Source organism: Psychrobacter sp. I-STPA10, assembly GCF_021012795.1.
Taxonomy (GTDB): Bacteria; Pseudomonadota; Gammaproteobacteria; order Pseudomonadales; family Moraxellaceae; genus Psychrobacter.
The window spans coordinates 74,107-100,074 of record NZ_VFYU01000024.1 but is presented as its reverse complement, the minus strand read 5'-3'; the positions used below and the strand labels follow the sequence as shown (position 1 = coordinate 100,074).

Genomic DNA, 25,968 nt, shown 5'->3' with positions numbered 1-25,968 from the left:
TATTTAGTTTAATACTAGACTAATACAAAAATTGCCGTCTAGAAAAACATCCTTCTCTCCACGGGCTACTTTACGATTCATGGCGCAAAGTAGCCCTTTTTTTGATAGGACAACCCGTATGACATTTTTTTATAAAAAGCTTAACACAACAGAACAAAAAGAGGATAACCAAAGCAGCATAAAAGCAAAACAATCGCAACCAGTACGTGCTTTTTGCCGTCATTCACTTTTTGCCGCATTGGCTGCTACCTCTATTGCCTTCACTGGCTGCTCTTCTCCTGATGCTGAGCAAAATCAAGACACAACAGCACAAGCTACCGATACCAACATAGCAACTAATACAGACAGCAATGTGACAAATACCAATAGCAGTGGTGAGGTCACATTAGATACCGCACAAGGCAAGATAACGGTGCCCACCAATCCTAACCCTGTGGCCGTCTATGATATGACCTTAATACAAGACTTAGCTGCGCTTGACGTACCTGTGCAAGGGCTACCACAAGACTTATTAATAGAGCATACCCAAGCAGAAAATACCCCAAAAGCACAAAGCATCGGTACTGTTTTTGAGCCCAACTTAGAAGAGTTGAACGCATTACAGCCGCAAGCGATCTTAATTGGTAACCGTATGGCAAAACATTATGCTGCCATCTCTGCGGTTGCCCCTACTCTAGATTTAAGCTTGGCATTTGAAGATTTATACAATACCAGTAAACAGCGGTTGGCAGAGCTGGGCATATTGTTTGATAAGCAAGCACAAGCTGCTAAGTTGCAACAAGACATTGATGATGCCATCGCCAAAACGCAAGCGATGACCAAAGATCGTGGTAATGGCATGGTGGTGTCTATACAAGGCAACAAGCTATCTACCTTTGGTCTAGACTCTCGCTTTGGCTATGTACACAAGCAATTTGGTATTCCCATTGCTGACCCGAGCATCGGTGCTGCCACTCATGGCGAGCCCATTTCTTTTGAATACATTCAAAAAATCAATCCTGATTGGTTATTGGTGTTAGATCATGATGCTGCCACAGGTAAGGCGGGTGAAAATGCGCGTGTGGTATTAGACAATCCGTTGATTCAACAAACCACCGCATGGCAAAAACAGCAAATCATTTATCTAAGCCGAGATTCTTATCTGGCATTTGGCAGTTATTATCACTGGATAAATGATGCCAAGCTGATCCAAGCAGGCTATAGCAAAGCACAATAAATCAGTCAGAGTACATCAGCCAATATGATAAAAACCTTTGCACTCAGCTACCTTACCCCCAGTAATGTTATTGGCATTATTTTGCTGCTGATTTTGAGTGCCATCAGCTTGTCTGTGGGGGTGGCAGATTTTAGCTGGCTTGCCCTGTGGCAAGACTTATTCAGCGCTACTCATACCACAGGCTCACAAGACGTTACTTTGCTACTCATCAGCCGCCTGCCACGTACCCTTGCCATCATCTTAACAGGAATGGCGCTATCAGTGGCAGGATTGATACTACAAGTGGTGTTAAAAAATCGCTTTATCGAGCCGTCAATGATTGGTGCAACTCAAAGTGCCGCATTGGGATTATTATTCATCAGTCTGGTTGCACCGCAAACCTCACCCCTCATCAAGATGAGTATTGCCTCAGTCGCTGCCCTATTGGGAATGTTGGTGTTTGTGATGCTGATTCGTCGCCTACCCAGTCGTGACTATTTATTAGTACCTTTGGTTGGTATTGTTTATGGCGGAATTTTAGAAGGCGTTGCCACCTTTATTGCCTATCAAACCGAGACACTGCAACTCCTCAATGTCTGGTTTTATGGCGACTTTTCTGCGGTGGTTATTGGGCGTTATGAGCTGCTGTGGGTCGGTGCAATTCTTACTGTACTGGCATTTATCTTAGCAGATAAGCTTAACATCATCGGTTTGGGTGACAATATCGCCATCAATTTGGGCATCAATCAACGTCCACTGGTGTGGCTAAGTGTGACCATGGTGGCGATGATGAGTGCCTTAGTGGTGGTCACGGTGGGAGCTATTCCCTTTGTCGGGCTGGTGGTGCCCAATATCGTCAGCCGCTTATATGGTGATCGTATGCGCCAAAGCTTGCCAACGGTTGCGCTATTAGGCGCATGTGCGGTACTGGCTTGTGACATCATTGGACGCACGTTGCGTTATCCATTTGAAATCCCTGTGGCAACCATTTTTGGCGTGGTGGGTGCGGTGGTATTTTTATGGCTGATGCTTAAGCCTGTACGGCAAACTGCATAAGAAATAAGGTTTATTGGTTATGCAACAACAATCCACTTTTACCACGTTGACCACATTTATTATCACCATAAAAGACTGGCTAAGCCGTCATGTGGTAGCAGTCACCTTATTGCTGTTTGTCATCAGTTGTTTGCTATTTATGACCATCAATGCGCATGGTCATTGGGATTTTATTTTGCCACTAAGAGGCAAAAAACTACTGGGGCTGATGATGGTGGGTTATGCCATCGGTACAGCAACCTTATTGCTACAGACACTTACCCACAATCCAATTTTAACCCCTTACTTGCTTGGTTACGATGCCATTTATGTTTTAATCCAACGGTTATTGGTATTTACACTTGGTGGCCTAGGCTATGCCTCCCTGCCCTTGCTGCCAAAATATGGCTTTGAAGTTGGCTGCATGGTCCTATTCTCTGTATTACTATTTCGGCTGCTATTTACCAAAGCCCGTCAAGATTTAACCCAAATGATTTTGGTTGGGGTGATTTTTGGTATTTTGTGCCACAGTTTGTCCAACCTCGTTGCTCGTCTGATTAACCCCAGTGATTTTGCTGTGATTCAATATGCCAGCTACGCCCAGTTTAATAACATCAATACCCAACTGTTATCCATCAGCATGGTGGTGGTTATTGCTGCTATGATCCTCATTTGGCGGTGGCGACATCAATGCGATGTGCTGATGCTTGGCAAACCTGTCGCCATTAATCTTGGCATTGATTATCAGAAGTTTGGGCTCAAGCTGCTGGCAATGATTGCCATTCTTGTTTCTGTCTCTACTGCGCTGGTCGGGCCCGTCTCCTTTTTTGGCTTATTGGTCTGTGCTTTGACCAATCGCATCACCCCGAATATGAGCCACAGTATGCGCTTGCCCTTAGTCGCCTTTGTGGCAATGACCACCTTGGTATTGGGGCAAACCATTTTTGAGCAATTATTGGGGATGGCAGGGGTATTATCGGTGGTCATTGAAGTTGGTGGTGGCATTGTATTTTTATTGTTGCTTGCCAGTCACTATCGCTTAAGCACTAGATAAGGAAGCTTTTGTATGATAAGAATTGCAAAACTCAACCATCATATTGGGCAACAACACATTTTAAAAGACATTGATATTGAGTTGCCCACCCAAAAACTGATTGCACTGGTCGGGCCAAATGGTGCAGGCAAATCCACCTTATTTTCATTAATGGCACGCTTGCAGCCCTTAGCACAAGGCAATATCTACTTTGGTGAGCACAACATCAGCCAAAGCAGTAGCAAAGCCCTTGCTAAAGTGGTATCCATGCTGTCACAAAGAAACCATATTCAAGGACGGCTGCGAGTCAAAGAGCTACTGATGTTTGGACGCTATCCCCATCATCAAGGGCAACCTCGAGCAGATGATATTGCCATCGTTGATCAAGTCATGGCAGACTTTGAGCTAACTAAGATGGCATCTCGATTTTTATCTACGCTTTCAGGCGGACAACAGCAGCGGGTACTTATCGCCATGGTCGTCTGTCAAGATACGCCCTATCTACTGCTTGATGAACCACTGAACAACTTAGATATGTATCATGCCTCACAGATGATGCGACAGTTTCGCACTTTGGTAGACCGTGATGGCAAAACTGTCATTACCGTGCTGCATGACATCAACCATGCTGCTTGTTATGCCGACCATATTGTGATGATGCGGTCAGGAGAAATTGTCGCTCATGGTGCGCCAAGTGAGCTAATCACCCCTGAGCGTATCCAAGATTTGTTTGGGGTTAAGGTAGCGGTGTTACACCATCAAGGCAGACCAATTATTGTCGATGATTTATAAATCAACCTTTAGTATTAACTCTCAATCATCAAAGTCGCCATAGGTGGGAAATAAAACGCTCAAAAGTCAAGTAAATAGTGAGTTATCCACAGACACTTTTATTTTTTTATCTGTCTATCTGTGAAACATATATCTTGCCATAAAGTTTTTGCATTTATTTATAAAATTTATTCGTATTGCATACAACGTAACATAAGTTATTGATTTTAAAGAATAAAAAAATTGTATATTTTTTAATCAATTTTACGCAAATGTATACAAATCAAGACTATGACCGTGTCAAGTATCAAGTTATCCACAGGGTTATCCACAGATAATGGGGAAAACTTTTGTAACACAGTTAGGATAAGCGTTTGCGTCTTATTCAATTTTTATCATGAATCACATTGTGATGTTATTTCATGCTGTCAGCTTCTTTTTACACGGCCATTTTATAAAAAAAAGTCAGCCAATATGATTATGTTTCACAAAACTGTCATCTTATGAATATTTTATTTTTTGAATACTATATATATTAAATGAACTTAAATTTAGTTATTAAAATCAATAAGTTGATTGCCAATTCATTAATATTACGCTATTATTATAATTCGTAATTGAAATGATAATTATTATTTCTATCATTAATTTTATCTTTAATATAACCTAATAATTAGTTGTTATATCTGGTTTATTTTAAAACTTCTATTTTAGAAAAAATGAGTGAGTTTATATGCGTAATTTTAATGCCTCTTCAGCCATACCTAGCCGTTTGTCTATTTTGACTATCAGTATGGCTGTTGTTAGTTTTTCTCAGTTGGCACAGGCAGAAAACATGCCTTATACCACTGTTCAGACCATTACTGTCACTGCTAATCAGTCAATCAATGAGCGTGCACAAACAGATGCGATATATGTTGATGAGTACACGCCTGCCCAGCAAGCTGCACATCTAAGTGATTTCTTAGAAGTTGTGCCGAATGTTTCAGTTGGAGGTACGTCTGCGGTCAATCAGCGGGTACAGATTCGTGGTTTGGATGATACTAACTTAAAAGTGACCGTTGATGGCGCGCGTCAAGAAGGCTATTTATTCCACCACATGGGTAACTTAGTTATTGATCCTGAGCTATTAAAAGAAGCAGAAGTCTCAGTTGGTAATAACTCAGTAACACTAGGCAACGACGCGCTTGGTGGTGGTGTAGCATTTAAGACTGTTGATGCGGTAGACTTACTCAAACCAAATCAGAAAATTGGGGCAAAGGCAAAAGTTGGCTATGGCAGCAATAACAATGAACGACTGGCTTCCGCTGCTGTGTATGCAATGCCTACTACTAATATAGACTTACTTGCTTATTATAGTAAGCGTTCAGCGGATGCGGGCAAGGATGGTGATGGACGTGAGATTCAAACCCAAGATAGCAATACTGAGAGTATCTTGGTCAAAGGTGGCGCATACTTAACTCCAGAGCATCATGTTAGTGCTAGTTTTGGTCGCACCCAAAATAAAGGCGATTACCCTATTCGCCCTGACTTTCCAATGACAGCAGCAGATGGTTTTAACCCTGTTGTGCCACAAGAGATGAACCGTGATACTTATACCCTAGGTTATCGCTATACACCTTATAATCCACTGCTAAATTTAGAAGCCAATGCATATCAATCTGAGACCCAGATTCTGCGTAATGAAGGTGCATTTGATGCCAAGGTCACCACTAAAGGTGGTAAAGTACAAAATACCAGCCGTATTGGTGATAAAGACAGTAGCATAGGTGAGCATAGATTCATCGTTGGTGCTGAGCATTACACCAAGACTTCCGACTACCAAGGTACAGACCGTAGAACCAAAGCACCTGTAGGTGGCAGCGATGAGGCGACCAATACTTCTGTTTATATTGAAGACCAATGGCAGTCTGGCAAGTTTAGCCTAACGCCGGGGATTCGTTATGACAATTATAAAGCACCAAAAGATGTTGCTGATGGCAAAACCTATAATCATGTTGTGGGTGCCTTGGCTGCCAGCTATGAAATCATGCCCAACAGCTATCTTTTTGCCAGCTATACTCAACTCTTTAACGGCCCTAACTTAAACGAAGTCATTCGCAATCGTGGCGGAGATGATACCTATATCACCAAAGATCTAAAACCTGAAACAGGTGATAATAAAGAAATTGGCTTTACTGCCAGTCTGCCCAATATTAATACCAGTGGCGATAACTTACGTCTAAGCGCAAAATATTTTATCACCAACTTAAAAGATATGATTGAGAGTACATCAGGGCTTGACTGTCAAACAGGACAACCGATAAAAGACGGCAAATGTCGTGGTTCAATCAATAGCAGCGAAGAGTTTGACATCAAAGGTGGCGAGATATCGGCTGATTATCGAGGTGATAACTACAGTGTGGGCTTAAGTTATGCCCGAGCTAGAAGTAAAGGAGCAGAGACAGGCTATAACCTCGCTCGAGATACAGGTGATAAATACATGGTCAATGCCACCTATCAACCCACTGATGAATGGCAATTAGGCTGGCGCAGCACCTTTGTGTCTTCATTAACACCAAATACGGATGGTAATGATCCTAAAAAGCCTGCTTATAATACTCATGATGTTTATATGAGTTATCAGCCACAAGCCATTGCTGGGTTAACAGCAAACTTAGGTGTGTATAACCTATTTGATGAGACCTATGCCAGCCACGCCTCTCGTACATTGGGCGATAGAGAAACACCTGAGCGTGGTAAATATTCTTTAACCGATTATGAAATGGGGCGCAATGTCAAAGCTTCATTAAGTTATCAGTTTTAATTTTTCTGCTCATATAGTCAATCTAATATAATTTCACCACAAGGCAACCGAGTGCAGATAGTACACCCATCTAGCGAGACACCGTGGTGGATTTATAGTAGGCAAACTATAGCGATTAGTCCATAAACTCACGCTTTAAAACTTGAGTTGTCAAATTTAAGTTGTCAAAATAGTGTCATTCCCTTACCTTCTAAACAATAAATGGGAATGGGAATGACACTACCACCATTCACTATCTTTGCTGAAATGCAAACTAAGAGACACGGTCTTACCAACCATATCAGAAGCACAGCTTACTTTGCAGTGTGCCATTTTATTCCTCAAAGCTGCTTTTTTTGACTTATATTTTTTGACTTATAAATGCGGCTGCTTAACATGTGGCTTATATCGTGGCTTATATAAACTCAACAACAGCCCCGATAAAATAAGCACCATTGCCAATATTTTCCACCACATCAATACTTCTTTGGTCAATATTACTGAGGTTGTCATAGCAAATATCGGCACAAGTAGCGCGAATGGGGTGACTTTAGAGGCTGGATTTTGACGAAGCAAATACGCCCATAATCCAAACCCAATCAGCGTTGATACATAGACAATAAATCCAAGCGATAACCACGAGGTTAGTGACGCATTGGTAAAGGTGGCTAATTGCCACGCTGAATGTTCAAATAGCAAAGATACCAGTGTCATTAACACACAGGCAATCAATCCTCCCCACACTACCAGCGATAATGCAAGTGATAATGCCGACGTACCTTGCGTTTGTACTGATGCTTGCTTAGCGTTCTGTCGTGAGACCTGCTTTGATGCCTGCTTTGATGCCTGCTTTGATGAGATGTTACCAAAGCTCCATCCTATCGCTGCGATGATAATACAAATAAATCCCATCACGGGCATATCTCCACCCAAATGATTACCAATCACAGCCAGCCCTAATATGCCAATTGCCATACCGCAAATTTGCCAACGATTAAGCGACTCTCCCAATAGCAAATAAGCCAACAAAACCGTAATAAAAATCTGCATTTGCAATAATAAGGCACTCAGACCTGCCGATGCACCTAAGTACATGGCGGTGAATACAAAAGCGTATTGAATCACAAACGTACCAATGGCATAGATAAAGAAAATACGACTAAACACAGGACGCTTGATAAAGAAAATCAGCGGTATGGCGGTAAAAAAGAAACGCAGCGCAGTCAACATCAATGGCGGAAAACTCTGTAAACCCCAAGCGATAAACGTAAAATTGACGCCCCAAATAATCGTCACGATAACAGCAAGTAAAATATGTTTGGCTGTCATAATGCTTGCTGCCGAAATTGTGAGGGGGTGCCCTGCTCTTCAAATTGATGCCATGCTCGTCTTAACTGTGCATCTGAGCGAAACCCTGCTTCCTCTGCTGCTTCGGTGACGCTCATACCTGCCGATAATGCCGACTTTGCCAGACTCAAACGTACTAAGGTGACATATTGCATGGCAGAAATACTGGTATATTGTTTGAATAATCGGGACAAATGTCTGGGGGATGTGTGCGCTACAGTCGCCAAACTTTGTAATGTCCATCCTACTTTAGGATCAAGGGCAATGGCGGTTTGGGCACGATGCAAAGCAGGTTGTAAGTGATTGCGATGGGTCAATAATCCAGAAAACTGCGGATGTTGGGCACTGCGACGCTGCGGCATAACCAGCCACTGTGCTACCTCGCTTGCCACCACTTCACCACATACTTGAGCAATTTTATGCACCATTAAATCAATGCCCGTGGTTACACCTGCGCTACTGGTCATTGCCCCATCTTCTACAAACACGCAATCTTGCTGTACCAAACAATCAGGCTCGATAGTTATTAATGTCTCAAGGTCACGATAATGGGTCGTCACTTTGCGATTTTTTAAGCGTCCTGCATAACCCAATAAACTACTGGCACAGACGGTAATTAATTCAAGGTGCTGTTTTTTAATTGGCAGCTCAGCCAGCCACGCTATTAACTGCTCATTTTGTGGCAGATGCGGATTGAGCTGCTCAATGCCCTCTTGCCCCAAAATAACCACCCAAGCAGGGGGTTGTATTTCTGTGATACTTGGCATCGGCTCTAATTGCGCCATGATCATCCCTGTCGAGAGAGTCACTGACTCGGCAAAGCCCACATGATGTATCACAAACTGCTTTGGTTTAGCATGTGTTTCAAGTACACGATTGGCAATACGTAATGCCTCAGCAGGACCAGCCAGATCAAGTGCCACAGAATGTTCTAACACCACAAAATAAACGTGTATCGTTGGTTTTTTTAACGATCTTTTGTTCAATACTGTTTTTTTCAATACTGTTTTTTTCAATACTGTTTGCTTTGATAATGACTGTTTTGATAGTGGTTGTTTTGATAATGGCTTTTCTGGCAGCAAAGACATAGCAATAATTGCCCTCAATAATGGGATAAAAAGATGGTCTGATAAATAAGCGACTTGTAAGCAAAAAACTATTAGTAAAAGACTATTAATAAAAGATTATGGTATCGGCTTTTGTAACAGACGGCGATATAAGAATAGCCAAGCACCGAACAAATTAGGACATATTTATAATTGCATGGATAAAAACCCTAGCAAACACAAAAAAAACAGGCAGAAACCAAAGCTTCTGCCTGTCTATAAGAGAGCATCCCAGATACCTGTTAAAATAAACTAGCTACCTGCCAATATGATCCAACCTCAATCCACCACTGCATCATAAAAACATCGTCTGCGCTGTTATTGTGTCAATACCTGTTTAAGAACCTGTATTCACAACCCATAATGGTGGCTTTTTGCCTAAAATAGACGTACTACGGCGTTAAATTTTGGGTTAAATAGAGTGACTATTCGCCCCCAAATTTGCCTTGTATTACGCAATTTTAGTTTAAAACTCCCCTGATTTTGGATTATGAATACAGGTTTTAAGAATATCAAAGGCTTCTTGTAACACTTCATCGCTCACAGTTAGTGGTACCATCACTCGAATGGCATTGCCATGATGACCACAAGATGCCAACAGTAGCCCTTTTTCAAATGCTTTTTGCTTTAATGCCGCTGTGCCACTGGCATCAGGATTGCCTTGCTCATCTAGCAAATCAAATGCCAACATTGCACCTTTATGACGTATATGTGCAATGTTGCTTTGATTCAAACCAGTTAAAAAGTTAGCTAATTTTTCACCAATCTCATTACTGCGTGCCAGCAAATTTTCTTCTTCAATGACTTCCATCACTGCCAATGCCGCCACACAGCCTAGTGGACTGCCAGAATAAGTACCACCCAAACCACCAGGTTGCGGCGCATCCATGATATCAGCACGTCCTATCAATGCCGATATTGGGTAGCCACCTGCCAAACTTTTGGCACTGGTTAAGATGTCTGGCTCAACGCCAAGCTGTTCGGTAGCAAATAGGGTGCCTGTACGTGCAAAGCCTGCTTGCACTTCATCAAACACCAATACGATGCCATGTTCATCACAAATCTGACGCAATGCTTTGGCAAATGAAGGTGTCACTTGATGGAAACCACCCTCCCCTTGCACGGGTTCAATAATCATCGCTGCCACATCTTTAGGATCAATCGATGCTTGAAAAATGGCATCAATGCTGCGTAAGGCTTCCTCCTCACTAACACCTAGCTCAGGTGCGGGGAATAGCGCATGAAAAATAGACGCAGGCATCGGACCAAAGTGATTTTTGTAAGGGGTGATTTTCCCAGTTAGCCCCATACACATTAGCGTACGACCATGCCAACCGCCCACAAACGACAACACCCCATGACGACCTGTTTTAGCACGTGCAATCTTAATGGCATTTTCTACCGCTTCTGCCCCTGTGGTAAATAGCACTGCTTTTTTATCACCGCTGATCGGTGCTTTTTCGCACAGCTTTTCTGCCAGATCGACATAGCTTTCATAACTGACGATTTGGGCAGCCGTGTGTGAAAACTTATCAATCTGCTCATGCACACGCTGGGTAATCTTTGGATGTGTATGTCCAGTATTTAATACTGAGATGCCACCAATAAAATCAATATAGCGATTGCCTTCGACATCCCATAATTCTGCATTTTGCGCACGCTCAGCAAAAATAGGGAATGCCACGCCAAGTCCTTTGGGTAACACAGCCAGACGACGCTCTAGTAATGATTGATTGCTAACGGATGACATATTTATCTCCCTGAATTTTTGAGGTTTATCTTGGATTGGTTATTAAATCGTCTGTTAAATGAAACGACTTAAAAATTAAAATCAAAGCTGCTGACACCAATATTTGATAACCACATATTCTTCAATGCCATATTTTGAGCCTTCTCGACCAAAGCCAGACTGCTTAACACCACCAAATGGTGCAACCTCAGTGGAGATGATGCCTGTATTTTGTCCTACCATACCGTACTCTAAGCCCTCAAAAACTCGCCATGAGCGTGCCAAATCTTCAGTATAGAAATAAGCAGCCAATCCATAAATGGTATCATTGGCTTTTTTGATGACTTCCTCTTCTTTGGTAAAGGTAAATACGGAAGTGATTGGACCAAATATTTCTTCACTGGCAATATCCATCTCATCACTAATATCGGTAATGATGGTTGGATTTAAAGTCAATTCAGAAGCAGGATTTATATCGCCGCCTAGGCGCAGTGTCGCACCTTTATCCAATGCATCTTGCAATAATGCTTTGACTTTTTTGACTGCTTTATCATTCACTAAAGGTCCAATATCTGTTGCCTCTTCCATACCATCGCCAACACTAAGTGCTTTGACTTTTTGTATATAAATATCCATAAATTCATCTTTTACAGACTCATGCACATAAATACGGTTGGCACAGACACAGGTCTGTCCTGCATTACGGTATTTAGCAGCAACCAAACCCTCTGCTGCTTTTTCTAAATTGGCATCATCAAAGACAATAAACGGTGCATTGCCACCCAGCTCAAGCGATAATTTTTTGATGGTTTCAGCACACTGCGCCATCAAAATTCGACCAACTTCGGTTGAGCCAGTGAATGATAGCTTATGGATGCGCTCATCTTGGGTTAATACGTCACCCACCACTGATGATTTACCTGTGACAATCTGTAGCACCCCTTTAGGGATACCTGCTTGAATGGCAAGCTCACCTAATGCCAGCGCAGAAAAAGGGGTTTCAGAAGCAGGTCTGACAATCATAGTACAACCCGCTGCTAGCGCAGGCGCAGCTTTACGGGTAATCATCGCAGAAGGAAAATTCCAAGGGGTAATGGCAGCACAAACACCCACAGGCTGCTTTAACACCACAATACGCTGCGACGCTTTAGGAGCAGGAATAACATCACCATACACCCGCTTACCCTCTTCGGCAAACCAACGGATAAAGCTATTGGCATAGCCAATCTCACCCCGGGATTCTTTGACTGGTTTACCTTGCTCAGCAGTCATCAACACTGCCAAGTCTTCTTTGTTCTCATCAATCAAATCTGCCCATTTATTGAGCAATTGTGCACGCTCAGCAGCGGTTTTTGCTGCCCACTCAGGCTGCACTTTATGCGCCGTTGCCACAGCTTGCTGGACTTGCTGTTTTGACAAACTTGGCACAGTCCCAAGCGTTTCAGCATTAAATGGATTCACTACAGTGATACTGGCATCGGCATCTATCCAACCATTGCCATCTTCACCAACCAGACATTGAGATTTTAGTAGATCAGGGTTTTTTAGCGTAAGCATGAGAACGCTCCTTGTAGGCTATTGTTATAAAAAAATTGTTGTCGCAATAAATAAAATCTAAGCGATAAAGCTGAATTTTGTTCAGTATATTGAATTTGTATTCTGTATTGAGAATAATTTATTATAGGGGCGATGATAAATGAATTGCAACTGTTAATCTGCAATTTTTATTGGAGTAAGGTAGATCAAGACAAAGATGTTAAAGACAAAGCAAATTAAGAGAGGTTATAAAGAAGAAAGGGAGAAAAAGAAATGAAAATCAGGGAAAACCAACAATCTGTCGATATAACCATTTATAATGTTCGCACTATTTAAGTTTGAATGCCTTTAGACTATTTATCCAACGACCCATATAAATATAGCTCCCACTAAAGATATTTGATTGATGCCGACTAAATTAGACATCCTATTTTATAATCAATCTAATATAATTTCACCACAAGGCAACCGAGTGCAGATAGTACACCCATCTAGCGAGACACCGTGGTGGATTTATAGTAGGCAGACTATATAATTTGCCTTTAATATGATATGGAAGCCAGCTTGAAAACCTCAAATACCACCGTACCCGCTATTGATAAAATGTGTCTTATCTTAGATTTGATTACTGCTAGCAGTTATCCCTTAACCTCTGCACAAATTGCCACTGAGCTTGGGCTACCCAGAAGTAGCACCCACACTATTTTGCAAAGTCTGTTGGCAAAGCATCTGGTCTATAAAGACATCAATAACCGCTTTCATTTAGGCTCTTATCTATTGTATTGGGGCGGTAAATACGAGCAGCAGCACAGCATCATCCAAGTATTTCATGAACTTATCAGCCAACACTCCGTGTTACTCAAGCACACCGTTACCCTCTCCAAAATTGATGGCAGTGAGGTGATATTTCTTGCCTGTCACGAAGCGGTAGCTCCGCTTGGATTTACCTTCCATGCAGGGGTGCGAGTACCTGCGGCATTTTCGGCAACGGGCAAAGCCATGTTAGCTACTTATGATGACCAAACTTTAGCACAACTATTTGCTAACGGTATGCCTGAAACCATGACCTGTCATAGTGTCACCAGCCTAGATGCGCTAAAAGACGAGCTACAGCAAATTAGAAAAACTGGCATTTCCCTAGATAACGGACAACTGCGAGAGGGCATGTATTGCCTTGGTACGTGTATCCATAATGCTCAAGGCGAACCCATTGCAGGTATGGCGGTGAGTTTCTTAAAACGAGAATATGAATACTACCGTGAAGAAGTAAGTACAGCACTGCTACAGCTAGCTAAGCAGATAGCCAATAAACTTGGCTAAGAAAATTCTATAGTCAGCGAAGTTCACTACAAAGCAAACGCTGTAAAATATCTATGAATGTCTTGTTTTTTAATCAAATCAGTCTGGGTAAAGTCTAACTCATCACTTTTGGCAATGACAGAATGAAATACTTCTGGTATATCATCTAATGTTGCATAGTCAGTTGGCATTAAAAAACTAAAATAATCACCTGCTTGCGTTTCCCCTTCATAACCAACAGGATAGTCACAATTTGGTTGATAACCACGAATTGCATCAAATAAGAATAAACCTTTTCTACTAGGCAAGTTCTCATCGCAAATATTTTTAAAGTTATCTTGGTTGTATTTGGTAATACTGGCTAGAACTTCTTCTAAGGTATAGGGTGTCTCAGGTGTTTTATCAAATCGACTGTGTGACCTATGTCTAAAAGAATCAAAGGAATAATATTTTAAAACGGTTTGTCCATGTTTACGATAATAGGAAAACCTATTCGACTCTTCAAAGATATACTCATACAACGAGTCAATTGCTTCTTTAAAATCCTTATCCGTCATAATACATAATGGAATTTCACCTGTCATATAATTATTAAACATAGCAATTCTATTGTGTTTATCACAAGCAAACCATAGATATTCATTATCGCCAGGTCTCCAGATATGGTGATTGATTTTCATGTTAAATTCTTTAATGAGTAGTTATAGTCAATCTAATATAATTTCACCACAAGGCAACCGAGTGCAGATAGTCCACCCATCTAGTGAGACACCGTGGTGGATTTATAGTAGGTAGACTATAAGTGGTGAATTTACCCAAGCGATGATGGATATGGGGGCGATATTATGCACCCGCACCAAATCTGTTAGTTAAGGATTTAGATAAAACTTAAATAATAGTATCCGCGATAAAAATAATAACAACACAGCCCAAAAATCTACTGATAAAGATATTATCAAGCACACTTTGACCCATTTTCATTGGTATTTAACACCCTTTGCCATTACCTTAGATAAGATACAAACCAATGAGTTATCTAAACAATTAGATAAGACAGATATTAACTTTATATGGTGCGATATCGACCACGCTAAAACGTTGGGATTCCCTAAAACGATGTTAAAGGTATTATCACAATAATTCAGTGTTAAATTGATTTTGCTGCATGGCATTAATAAATGATGCAATTTTTGTTATAGTAATAATGCAACTGTAATTGTGGTTTTTTTTATTTAGTTGCTTGTTTTATATAAATTTATATAAAAATATTTCAATATTTAAAAGCAAATAACATAAACTATTGATTAAGGAGTATTTATGGATATTGTCCATCAATTTGGCTTAGTTTTTATGGCATTTTTTGCCATTATGAATCCTATATCAAGCCTACCTGTTTATATTAGTTTAACTGCTGATGATGACCCACAAACTGCCAAAGCCATTGCTCGTAAGGGCTTAATATTGGCATTTGGTATTACCAGTATTTTTGCTTTAGGGGGGCAATATATATTTTCATTATTTGGTATTACTTTGCCAGCGTTACGTTTGGCAGGTGGCTCACTGGTGTTTTTAATTGGCTTTCATATGCTACAAGGCAAAACATCACCCACCAAAAGCACAGAAACCACAGAGGTTAAAAATGCCATCAATCAAGCCAGTAACGATACTAATAACGATGCCAATAACACTATTGATATAGATAAAAATAAAGATAACAAAACCAGTCCCACTACCTCTACTCCCATGAGTCAAGAAAAGCTTAATGTTGCCATCTCTCCGCTTGCCACGCCATTATTGGCAGGACCGGGGACGATTGCTACTGCCATGAGTCTGACTGCACATCACACATTAGTGGATAAGCTAACCACCATTTCTGCCTTTGGCGTGTTATGTATCATCACTTATGTACTATTTTTATATAGTAAATCCATTGTAAAAATCATTGGTGATAATGCCATGACGGTAATGACCCGTATGATGGGGCTAATTTTGGCAGTCATTGGCGCTCAGATGTTAATTGCAGGGTTAAAAGGAGCGTTTAAGGTTTTGGCATAAATAGCCATACTAATACCCATAGTTGGTTATTTTTGATACTTTTTTATCTGCTTTAACGCATCTTTTGCCTGTTTACTGACGTTTTTATCTTGATGAGTTGTCGCATACTCTAAAAGTTTTGGTAAGGGTATGCGGCTAAAATCTATTATAATATTATAAAGTTCACACTCATCATCATTTTTAATACTATCAAAATAATTTTTTAATAACTCTTGTATCTCATCATCAAAGCTTTGTATTCCCAACTCTTCTAATAAATTCATCACATTTGCAACAATATAAGTATCATTGGGAATACGTTTTAAAATGTCTTTGTAATAGGGAATATAACTGGGATTATTTAACTTCCCAATACTTTGTAAAACATTAATAGCAACCTCTTTATCTTCCGTTTGTAAAGCATTTTTAAGAACACCATCAAAGCTACTATTATCCTTTAATAAACCAATATTATAATAGGCAGTGCTGCGAAAGTTTTTATTCTCATGGTTAACCAGTTTATGTAGCAAACAACTAATATCCGCTTTGGTATTGGTTAATATATAAAAAATAAAATCTAATAATTTCTCTGATTGTGTATTTGTCAGCCGAGCCATTAATGGCGCAACCCACTCTTGTCGTCTCTTTGGTTTTTTTACATACCAATGAATAGATTGACAAGCAATTAACGCTTGTGCATCATCATGACTATTAATCATCTGTAACAAAAATGGTTTGGCTTTTTTATAATTATGCTCGGTCAATAAATATAAGGCGTGTTTGCTAATATCTGCATTTTTATGATTGTTATGACTATTATAATGGATAAGGGGTATTAAAGCAGTTGTTAAAGCATCTGTATCTTTAATTTTTTTAAACTTTGCAACAGATTGTAAGGCATTTAATATTTGGGCTTCTTCATTGCTTGTAAGCTCAAGCAATAGTTTGGCTAAAAATTTATCATCTTGAATAATTTCATCTAACCAGCACTCATACCAATCTAAAAAATATTTATGGGTAAAAATGGGCTTATACAAATCCAGATTGACATAAATCACTTTGCCTTTATGCGCGCCATTTAAGATTAAGCCAACAATACCCGCACAACCAAGACTACCAATGGGTAAAATACCTGCATACAGCTCATTGATTGCTTGCTCATAAGCGTCATCTTCTTCGGGTAATTGGTCTATTTTAGCGTCCCACAGTTCATCACTTATCTCATCTTGCTGACTATTTAGCATTGATGTCAACGTACAAGGTTGGGATAAATAGTGTTGCGGGTCATTCACCAACACATCATTATTACGTGTCAGGGGGAAAATACCATAGTTAGGTCCTGCAAAAGACTTATCAATTTCATAGTTTGGATAGGATTTGCCCTCGTTCCCCAATGTGGTAATCATCGCTTTGTAGCCATCAGGCAAGGTTAGCTGATATTGCTGTTCAAATGCTTCAACTTGCTGGCTCAATAGCGGATTTTTGATTTTATATTTATGTGATTCTGCGCCAAATACTTCTCTTTTTTTATCTTTTGCTTTTGCCAGTGGCAGTTTTTTGGCGATTCTGGCGATTTGCTGATTGTCCGTCATGGGTGGTTTCCTTTTATTTTGCATGATGCTTGTAAATGATAGTGTTTAGGTGTTTTATTCACCACTTTTTAGTCACCGTTTAGTCACCACACACCGTTTTAATGTCTTGATTGGCTGCCCATGCCAGTACGTCCTCGCGTTTGAGTGCGGTTGCCATTAAATCAGGAAACTGGTCAGGGGTACAAGCAAACACAGGTGAACCAATATTGGCAAATTTTTGTGCCATATTATCATCATAGCTGGGTCTGCCATCATCACTTAATGCCAATAGACTAATGACATTCACCCCTTGACGTATCAGCTGACTGACACGAGCAACAAGCTGTTTTTCATCACCGCCTTCATATAAGTCTGAGATTAAAATCAGATGGGTTTTGCTGGGTTGTTCGATTTTCTTTTCACAATAAGCAATGGCTTGGTTAATGTCTGTACCACCGCCAAGCTGTACGCCAAATAGCACCTGCACAGGGTCAGCAAGCTCATCTGTCAAATCAATGATGGCAGTATCAAAGCAAACCAGCTTAGTTTTGATGCTAGGAATACTTGCCATCACCGCCGCAAAGATAGAGCTATACACCACTGAGCTTGCCATTGAGCCTGACTGGTCAACACATAAAATCACTTCGTCAAGGTCGGTAAGCCTACGTTGTTGACGCAGATAACCAACCAGCTTTTCAGGGACAATGGTGTTAAAATCAGCTTGGTAATGACGCAAATTGGCATGAATGGTTTTATGCCAGTCAATGTCATTAAAACGGGGGCGATAAGTGCGTTTGCCTTTGTTAATTGAGCCACGTATCGCCTCTTGGGTACGCTTTTCTAACCGTTGCATCAATTCATCGACCACTTTTTGTACCACTTGCCGAGCGGTGCTGATGGTTTTTTCGGGCATCACTGAGCGTAGGCTAATCAAATCTGCCACCAGATGCACGTCCGCTTGCATGGCGTTTAAAAACTCAGGCTCCATTAGCATTTGCTTAAGTCCCAACCGCTCAAAAGCATCTTTTTGTATCACTTGCACCACCGAGCTTGGGAAAAACTGGCGAATATCACCCAGCCATTTACTCACTTTTGGGGCTGAGCGTCCCAGTCCTGCCTGCCGACCTTCACCACTTGTACCACAGTCATATAAGGCGTTTAGGGCATCGGCAAGACGTTGGTCTTGGCTGGATAAGGCAATGGCATCGTCCGAGTCATCTTTGCCCAATATCAGTTGCCAACGGCGAGACTTTTCTTGTGAGTCAATGGGATTATTCTCTATATCCATACCACTTAGCGTATTTCTTGTTGGTGTTATTGGTGTGGTGGCTGTCATTATTTTAGTTCCTCTACTGTGTCTTGCTCCATCAGCTCAAATTCTGGCTCTACGATTGCTTGCCCCATAAGTAATCTAGCCAATGCTTGTTGTTGCTGTTGCCATAACGGCAATAGGTCAACATGGCTATGATATAAGATACTGGCTTGATATTGCTTACCTAAGATTTTTTGTAATAAATGCTGACGCTCAGTGCGGTCAAGGTCGGCAAACACCCGTTTAAATAATGGCAAATATTGCACAAATGCGTCATCAGCCAATGACATTAGCCATTGTTCAAGGGTGGTCAGTAAGTCAGTATCATATTGTAGCTGTTGCACCGCTTCGCTAAAAAAGCCATCAAAATACGCCGCCGCATCACTACTGGCAATGGCAGGCGATAAAGTGCGTTTTAGACGGCGTTGCAATTCATCACGCTCAAGCTGTTCGGCTTGATACAGCAGACGGGTAGACAGTCCTGATAATAAGGGGCTGGTTTCTGTGCTGTGGCTGATTTGCTCTAAGGCTTGCCACCACAGCTGCATTAAATCCTCAGACAACTGTGCCAATAATATACTGCTGTGGGTGGCTTTGAGTCGCTCCCGAAAATGATTGGCTTCGTCCTCATTAAGGTTGCGACAAGCATAAGGCAAGGCAAGTGCAGCTTGGGTGACAAGCTGAGTGATAAGTTGCCCAACTTGTGCAAAGTCGATATGACGTGCCGTACCATAACGGCTGATTTGCACCAATGGCACAATCGCCCCAAGTAGGCTTAAGGCATCGCTGTTATGTGCCGCTTGCTGGTTTAGACGTTTGAGTCCCATCTGCACAGCATCATCAAGCTGAGCAGTTAAGCTAAGTTGTACTTGGGTGGCAAGTTTATCAAGTGGTAAGTCACCGCCCATCACTTCAATCAATTTGTTATTACTGGCTTGCTCAATGCTGTTGCCATAAACTAAATTTTCGACCAGTTGCACGGCATATTCAGGCTGCCATTGTAGTTGCCAGTTTTCCCGAAACGTCCCTCGAGAACTGCCCGAGCTGAGCAATGTACCCCACGGCACGTTTAAAATCTGCAAACGGTGCAATAACACCGAGCGTTTATTGCCTGAGTCACTACGCAAATCAAGGCTTAAGGTATCACCTAAGGCTTCAGGCTTAAGCTTGGTGAGTTTTTGTTGCCGCTGTAAATCCTCTAACAACGGTGCAAGCGGCATGTTATCAGGAATCTGCCCCACCCGATTGCCTTGCAATACTGTGGTGGCAATTTGTTGCCAAATCAGTGGCTCACCAAAGCACAAACACGAAATCGTGGCATCAATGATTTCCTCAAAACCCACCGCAGGTCGACCATGCACACTCGCTAGGCTATGGCTTAAACGCACTGTTTCTATCACCGAAGCGGTAGAGATGATTTGCCCCTGCTCTCTTAAACTGTTGGCAATGTGGCGTATCCAATAGGTAAGCTGGTCGGGGTGGTGGCGATAATCCCATAAATGTTGATACCACATGGGGGCAGCCACCCCTGCTCCATAGCCTGAGGCTTTGCTAAGACGGGCAGATGTCCACGGTATCCAAGTGGTTTTGACTTTACTGGCGGTTAGCTTTTTGGGTAAGTCTTTTAGCAACTGCTTATCTGCTTTTTGGGTGCTGCCTGTTTGCAACGCAGGCACATGCCATGCACCGCACACCACCGCAATCACAGGGGGTTTTGTATTTTTATTATTAGTATTGTCAGAACTGTTCGTCTGCTTGATAAGTTGTTTGCTATAGTCGACAATTTGTAAACGCATATAGGCTTCACGTACGTCATCTCGTGACTCTATATCAACAGCCACCCCATCAGCATCTACCCCATCAACAATCAACTTATCATTTTGGCTACTGGCTCGTAGTACCGCCATCACTTCAGCAATACTGGCAAATAATGCTTGGCTGTCCTCTGACTCGTTATGATTTTGTTCAATAAAATCATTCCACCACGATTCCCCATCTTGATACCCTGCCAGTTTTGCTAATACGCCAATGGGGTCATTACTGATGCGTTTGCCACTAATATTAATTGCTTCTGGGCTGTCTACATTATCTAAACTGTCTGTATTATCTGCACCATTGCTGTGGTCTGTTTCATCAGTTAAGTCGCTATCATCTGCCGATTGCTCTACTGGCTCTTCTTCTAGTTGTGTTTCATCTAGTAGTAGCTCTGCATCTACCGTTTTACTGTCCTCACTTTGCCCATCTGCTTCAAGCTTTGCCATTGCTTCTTCAAGTTGCTGTTGCCGTTGTAAACGGGCAGCCAATTGAATGTTAATCGGCAAGTCGATAAATGCCAGCGTGGCTTGTTGTTTCACTGCCCATAAACAGGCTTGATATTCAGGCGAATATTCAGTAAATGGATAATATAAATGCTGCTCTGGGCTATCAGCAGCATACGCCAACAATGCCACCGGTGGACGCATTTGTTTATCTGCCAATAATGGCAACAATTCACTACAATCACTAGGACCTTCGATAAGTACGCAATCGGGCTGTAGCTCATTTAAGGCTTTAAGCAAGCGACTGGTAGAGCCTGGTCCATGATGACGGATACCCAAATAATGAATGTCTGGTGTTTGTGTTGCCATAATTGACTCTTATGAATGCGTGATTTTTATTGTTGTTAATATGCTTGTTAATATGATTGTTAACGTCTTAAAGCTGTTCATTTAAACCATGATAGTACTGCTGATAGCCTTTGCGTTTTTTTAGTACCGTTTCTAGATATTCTTCTAGCACTAATTTATCTTGCACAGGGTCTTTAACAATGGCACCAATTAAGTTGCTGCTGACATCTTCGACACTGAGTTTGCCTTGATTAAACCAGTTGGCTTGACTTAAACTACCGACCATCACCGCAATGGCTTCGGCAGTAGACAGATTGCCTGTGGGGGCTTTAAGGGCAGTTTGTCCATCTAAGGTTTCTCCACCACGCAATTCGCGAAAAATAGTAATCACTTTTTGGATTTCCTCAAGGGTATTTTTGGGTACAGGTAAGCCCAATTTATCACCCATTTCACTGACTCGGCGACTGACGATTTGCACTTCCTCATCCATGTCATCAGGCAGAGGCAACACCACCACATTAAAACGGCGTTTTAATGCTGAGGACAGCTCATTGACCCCTTTGTCTTTATTATTAGCAGTAGCAATGACGTTAAAGCCTGCTTTGGCATAGACGGCATCGTTTAGCTCAGCAATGGGCATCATTTTTTCTGATAGCACCGTGATAAGGGTATCCTGCACATCTGAGCCCATACGAGTTAATTCCTCAAGACGGCATAACGTACCGTCTTGCATCGCCCGAAACAATGGCGTTGGCACGATGGCATCAGTGCTTGGTCCATGTGCTAGTAACTGCGCATAGTTCCAACCATAGCGGATTTGGTTTTCATCTGTACCTGCGGTACATTGGATAATACGGGTGCTGTCACCACTGATAGCAGCGGTTAGATGCTCAGATACCCAAGATTTTGCCGTCCCCGGTACACCAAGTAACAGTAAAGCTCGGTCAGTTGCCAGTGTTGCCACTGCCGTTTCTATCAAGCGCCGATTGCCAATATATTTACTGCTAATCTCTACGCCATCACGGGTTTTTCCACCCATCAAATAGGTGACGACTGCTTGTGGGGACAGTTGCCATTGCACAGGTTTGGCATTGTCATCACAGGCTTTAAGGGCTGCTAGTTCATCTTGATAGGTGACTTCAACGGGTTGTCTTAATAAATTACTCATGGTGGTTTTGTTTCCATTTTGGTGTGTTGGTAATGATTGTTTTATTTAATTGATTAAGTCGTTTGTGTTAACTTTGCCAATTCAATATTTAATAAAAAACTGCTAAATGCAGGGTCAATGCGCATACGCTCTGTGCGCTCAGCTAAGTCATCTAAAGCTTGCTGTGCCACACAGGTCGGTAATATCAGCCCCAACTGCAAACAGTTATGTTCAAAATAATGCCTGTCCCCATGAAATTGCTTTTTCCAAAATTGACAGCGTTGTAGTTGCTGCCAGTTGAGTAAATCATCAGATAATGGCATCTGAGCGTAATTTAATATTAGCAATAAATGGAAATCACCCGTCGCATCTTTAATGGCAGTTGCCAAATATTGCTGCTGATACTCAGTAGGCAGTCGTTGCCATAACTGCTCGTTTAGCCATTGGGCTGACTCATCAATCTTAAGGTTATCTATAAACTGGCAAATGGCTGGTGTATAACTATCGGGCAAATTGACAAGATGCTTGGCAAACACCACCAAATGCTCATCAAATTTAGTACTAAATCCCGCTATCACCTGCTCGACAGTTAACGACAACGCCTTGGCAAGCGTCATAATGTCAAACTGCTCTAATAACTTGATATAGCGTTCACGCTGGGTACTATTTTTAAAATTTTTGGGGGCAATGTGATACTCAGGTAGGCGTTTTTTGCCTATGGCTTTGGCAAGGGTGTCTTTGATTGTCGATTTTGGCGTGACCTTAAGCATGGCGACCAATTCTTGTAATTCCTCATCAGCCATGTCTGTTTGACCATAACCCAAACGCTGTAACAGTCGATTTGCCAATTGCACCACTTTTTTGGAGCGGTCTTGCTTAAGGCTTTGCAAAAATTCAACATCATTTTCAGACAAGTTGTTTTGTAGTATTTCAATGATTTTTAGGCGTTTATCAGCAGATTCTTGCTCGATACATTCGGCGATTAACTCACGACAGCCATCAGCATCACTGTAACGCAAATCCTCTAGTAACAGCAGTCGCTGAGCAGGGGCAAAATCTGCCCATGTTTCAGCACTGAGCGCATCTGCTACGTCAGCATCAACGTGACCCAAATTTGCTTGCGCTAAGTGTTGTTGATATTGTTCATTCCAGTATTGCCACTTACCATAAACGCTGCGATAAAAATCAGGCGTTTGCTGTTTTGCTTGTGTGCTAGATGACTGATATTGCAGCCACAACTCAGGAGGTAAACTGTAGCCATACTGTGCCAACAATACCGTTAACAAATAAAAACAATGTGCTTGCTCGGCTAAAATATATCGCACATATTTTTGCAGGCGTTCAGGCAAGATTGGATAATCCAGCGTGGGCATATCAGGTAATATTGCCAATGGTTGGGCAGCTTGGGCAGGTTGCACTAAGGCTTGATATTGGCTTAGCATCGCCAGTGCTGCTAATGATAGCGGCTGTGTATCTTGCTGTGTTTGCTGGGCTAGCGTGTCTTGCCACAAACTTGGGCAGTCTTGCAAGCTAAAAGGGGCATCATTACCCAATGTCCAACGGGTTAATAACTGCTCAATCTCGTTATCTATTTGCTGCATATCGTTTGCATTGACCTTAACTGTATTGCTGCTGGTAGTAACTGTATTTACCATGAGAGTTGTCCCCAGTGTTGATGATAACCACTGCCAAAGGTGGCATAAACCCCGTCCCATAAAATAAAGCTATGTGTCAGCGGACAGGCTAAAACATAATCCAAACTGCGCTGATTTTGAGATTGATTGGGTCGCAGGGGCAGTTGCCATTGTGCTGATTGTAGTGATTGCTGTTGGGCTTGCTTGCTATTTTCGTGTGGCTTGATGACGTTATTTTGTAAACCATCATCGGCTTGCCACCATAACCTATTCTGCTGATTTTTTTGTCCTTTGCTGGTTGACTGATTTAGCGAAGGGCTAAGCATTGGGCGAATATGTCCACAAGGCAACAAACACGGCATTGCTTCAAGCCACGGCATCACCGCTAGGGCTTGCTGATAACCTCGATAAAACTCAAATACTGATTGCGGCAAATGGCTGTCTTGCTGACAAGGATAAAATTTAAAAGGGTTTTGCCCATTATTAACATTCATACCAGTGCCTGTTAATGCGCTTATGACTGAGGCTAACTGTTCATCAACATGTTGCTGTGATGCAATCACCGCACGCAATGGATAACGACTTGGATAATAGCGAATATCAGCGATTAAATAACCGCCCAAACTGGCACTGGTGCTACGCCGTCCAGTGGACGCAGGATAATAGTCTTGCAACAAAGCAAAAGGAACAACCGGCATAGGCTGGCTTTGGGCGTTTGCAGCTTGAGTAAGCTGACTACGCTCTTGAGAAAGTGATTGCAATGCCTCTGCTGATAGCGTATCACCCAGACTGGCTAAATTGTCCAAATCACCCACACCACCTAAGTAGCGTAACCATGTCGCATGACTGATTAAACCATCACGGCGGTTTTCTACCTGCTCGGCAACCACTTGCCAAATGCCTTGCTGACTGATGGTATCTGCATTTTCTAAGACACTATCACGGCTTTCGGCACTGCTAATGGCGCGGCGTACATCTTTGTCATCACAGTTTGCTTGCCACGCTTTTACTAGACAGACAATTTTTCCTAGCTCATTGGTCGCCATTCGCAATTGGTTTTCTTTGGGAATTTGCATAAGTTTGGCAGGTAACTCGTCCAAACGTGCGGCTAAATTGGTGGCTTTGGCATCAACCAAACGCGCGCTAATGTTTCGGCAACGCTCGGTGGCATGGTCTAAAAAATTGATGAGTCCTGTACGCAATTGGTCAGCCAACCACTGCTCATATTCTTTTAGCCCTGCACTGATGGCTTTATCAGTTGCCGCTTTAAGTTTTGCTGCTCTTTTAGCGGCTGCGGCTTGTTTTTTAGCCTCCGCTTCTGGGTCTATTTTTGCGGCAGTAGATACTTGATTGTCCATGCCAGTTTTAGCAATACTGGCGGTTATCTTTTTAGTAGTGGTATCTTTATCTGTATTGCTTGCATCTTCTGTTGTTGTCCCAACACTGGTAGATTTATTTCGCCGCCGTCCCAGCCAGTCTGTCACCCACTGCGGCACCTCTGCCACTGCAAAACTGCTGTCATCATCAGCGTATTGCCACATCAATGCCAATACGTGTTTGCAAGGAAACTTGCGCGAAGGGCAAGTACATTTGTAGCCATGATTGCTGGTGTCTATCACAGTGTAATAGGGATTTGCCCCTGAGCCTTGACAATGCCCCCATGCCAGCTCTTTACTATCAATTTGCTGTTTGACAGGCCATTTGGCAGGCTTGAGCAGTTTTTTGGCAGCATTGAGTGATGCTTGGTCAGGGGCAATATTTTGGACGGTTTCTAAAGTGATGGTCATAGTTGGCAATCCATAGCCACATTAAATATGTGGATGTTTTA

19 protein-coding genes are annotated in these 25,968 nt (G+C 42.0%); 8 read left to right on the top strand and 11 right to left on the bottom strand.

All coding sequences use genetic code 11. The features are described 5' to 3' along the window. Positions 1 to 118 precede the first annotated feature (118 nt). The 5 genes from FHK89_RS11770 (at position 119) to FHK89_RS11750 (ending at position 6,840) form a co-directional block, all read left to right on the top strand. Entirely contained in the window at positions 119 to 1,216 is a 1,098-nt protein-coding gene (locus tag FHK89_RS11770; protein WP_230660633.1) for a siderophore ABC transporter substrate-binding protein, read from the top strand. A gap of 24 nt (positions 1,217 to 1,240) precedes the next feature. After that, a complete protein-coding gene (locus FHK89_RS11765) occupies positions 1,241 to 2,251 on the top strand; it encodes an ABC transporter permease (protein WP_230660630.1) in 1,011 nt (336 codons plus the stop codon). Between the two features lie 19 nt (positions 2,252 to 2,270). Further along, positions 2,271 to 3,284 carry an iron chelate uptake ABC transporter family permease subunit gene (locus tag FHK89_RS11760; protein ID WP_230660628.1) on the top strand — a complete coding sequence of 338 codons (1,014 nt, stop codon included), beginning with the start codon at positions 2,271 to 2,273 and terminating at the stop codon, positions 3,282 to 3,284. A gap of 12 nt (positions 3,285 to 3,296) precedes the next feature. Next, positions 3,297 to 4,055, top strand: coding sequence for an iron ABC transporter ATP-binding protein (locus tag FHK89_RS11755; protein WP_230660625.1), 759 nt, complete (start codon positions 3,297 to 3,299; stop codon positions 4,053 to 4,055). 712 nt (positions 4,056 to 4,767) lie between these two features. Beyond that, positions 4,768 to 6,840 carry a TonB-dependent receptor domain-containing protein gene (locus FHK89_RS11750; RefSeq protein ID WP_230660622.1) on the top strand — a complete coding sequence of 691 codons (2,073 nt, stop codon included), beginning with the start codon at positions 4,768 to 4,770 and terminating at the stop codon, positions 6,838 to 6,840. A gap of 354 nt (positions 6,841 to 7,194) precedes the next feature. Here the strand turns inward: FHK89_RS11750 and FHK89_RS11745 are convergent, their stop codons facing one another. The 4 genes from FHK89_RS11745 to FHK89_RS11730 all read right to left on the bottom strand — a co-directional run bounded on the left by FHK89_RS11745 (position 7,195) and on the right by FHK89_RS11730 (position 12,558). Then, positions 7,195 to 8,148, bottom strand: a complete 954-nt coding sequence (locus FHK89_RS11745) for an EamA family transporter (RefSeq protein ID WP_230660619.1) — start codon at positions 8,146 to 8,148, stop codon at positions 7,195 to 7,197. Next, positions 8,145 to 9,254: a GlxA family transcriptional regulator gene (locus FHK89_RS11740; protein WP_230660616.1), complete on the bottom strand. Its 1,110-nt coding sequence runs from the start codon at positions 9,252 to 9,254 to the stop codon at positions 8,145 to 8,147. Before FHK89_RS11740 ends, FHK89_RS11745 begins: the two co-directional genes overlap by 4 nt. Positions 9,255 to 9,738: 484 nt before the next feature. Further along, a complete protein-coding gene (gene gabT, locus FHK89_RS11735; RefSeq protein WP_230660613.1) occupies positions 9,739 to 11,022 on the bottom strand; it encodes a 4-aminobutyrate--2-oxoglutarate transaminase in 1,284 nt (427 codons plus the stop codon). Positions 11,023 to 11,103: 81 nt separating this feature from the next. Continuing rightward, positions 11,104 to 12,558, bottom strand: a complete 1,455-nt coding sequence (locus tag FHK89_RS11730) for an NAD-dependent succinate-semialdehyde dehydrogenase (protein ID WP_230660611.1) — start codon at positions 12,556 to 12,558, stop codon at positions 11,104 to 11,106. Positions 12,559 to 13,101: 543 nt separating this feature from the next. Between FHK89_RS11730 and FHK89_RS11725 the strand changes: the two genes are divergently transcribed. Further along, a complete protein-coding gene (locus FHK89_RS11725; protein ID WP_230660608.1) occupies positions 13,102 to 13,857 on the top strand; it encodes an IclR family transcriptional regulator in 756 nt (251 codons plus the stop codon). Positions 13,858 to 13,883: 26 nt separating this feature from the next. Here the strand turns inward: FHK89_RS11725 and FHK89_RS11720 are convergent, their stop codons facing one another. Next, on the bottom strand, positions 13,884 to 14,516 hold the full coding sequence (locus FHK89_RS11720) for a hypothetical protein (protein WP_230660605.1): 633 nt from the start codon (positions 14,514 to 14,516) through the stop codon (positions 13,884 to 13,886). 220 nt (positions 14,517 to 14,736) lie between these two features. On the opposite strand from FHK89_RS11720, the gene FHK89_RS15020 reads away from it, so the two are divergent. Both FHK89_RS15020 and FHK89_RS11715 read left to right on the top strand, forming a co-directional pair. Then, positions 14,737 to 14,976, top strand: coding sequence for an NUDIX domain-containing protein (locus FHK89_RS15020; protein ID WP_442966592.1), 240 nt, complete (start codon positions 14,737 to 14,739; stop codon positions 14,974 to 14,976). A 177-nt stretch (positions 14,977 to 15,153) separates the two neighbouring features. Next, the gene (locus FHK89_RS11715; protein ID WP_230660603.1) at positions 15,154 to 15,891 is read left to right on the top strand and encodes a MarC family protein; all 738 of its coding nucleotides are present in this window, start codon (positions 15,154 to 15,156) and stop codon (positions 15,889 to 15,891) included. A gap of 26 nt (positions 15,892 to 15,917) precedes the next feature. Here the strand turns inward: FHK89_RS11715 and FHK89_RS11710 are convergent, their stop codons facing one another. From FHK89_RS11710 to FHK89_RS11685, 6 genes are all read right to left on the bottom strand, one after another. After that, positions 15,918 to 17,462 carry a HEAT repeat domain-containing protein gene (locus FHK89_RS11710; protein ID WP_230660600.1) on the bottom strand — a complete coding sequence of 515 codons (1,545 nt, stop codon included), beginning with the start codon at positions 17,460 to 17,462 and terminating at the stop codon, positions 15,918 to 15,920. Positions 17,463 to 17,541: 79 nt separating this feature from the next. Then, on the bottom strand, positions 17,542 to 18,777 hold the full coding sequence (locus FHK89_RS11705; protein WP_230660596.1) for a VWA domain-containing protein: 1,236 nt from the start codon (positions 18,775 to 18,777) through the stop codon (positions 17,542 to 17,544). Then, positions 18,777 to 21,380, bottom strand: coding sequence for a DUF5682 family protein (locus tag FHK89_RS11700; protein ID WP_230660593.1), 2,604 nt, complete (start codon positions 21,378 to 21,380; stop codon positions 18,777 to 18,779). The genes FHK89_RS11705 and FHK89_RS11700 overlap by 1 nt, the downstream gene beginning before the upstream one ends. 67 nt (positions 21,381 to 21,447) lie before the next feature. Then, on the bottom strand, positions 21,448 to 22,527 hold the full coding sequence (locus tag FHK89_RS11695; RefSeq protein WP_230660590.1) for an AAA family ATPase: 1,080 nt from the start codon (positions 22,525 to 22,527) through the stop codon (positions 21,448 to 21,450). 53 nt (positions 22,528 to 22,580) lie between these two features. Further along, positions 22,581 to 24,161, bottom strand: coding sequence for a DUF5691 domain-containing protein (locus FHK89_RS11690; RefSeq protein ID WP_230660587.1), 1,581 nt, complete (start codon positions 24,159 to 24,161; stop codon positions 22,581 to 22,583). Continuing rightward, a complete protein-coding gene (locus FHK89_RS11685; protein ID WP_230660584.1) occupies positions 24,155 to 25,927 on the bottom strand; it encodes an SWIM zinc finger family protein in 1,773 nt (590 codons plus the stop codon). Before FHK89_RS11685 ends, FHK89_RS11690 begins: the two co-directional genes overlap by 7 nt. Between the last annotated feature and the right edge of the window lie 41 nt (positions 25,928 to 25,968).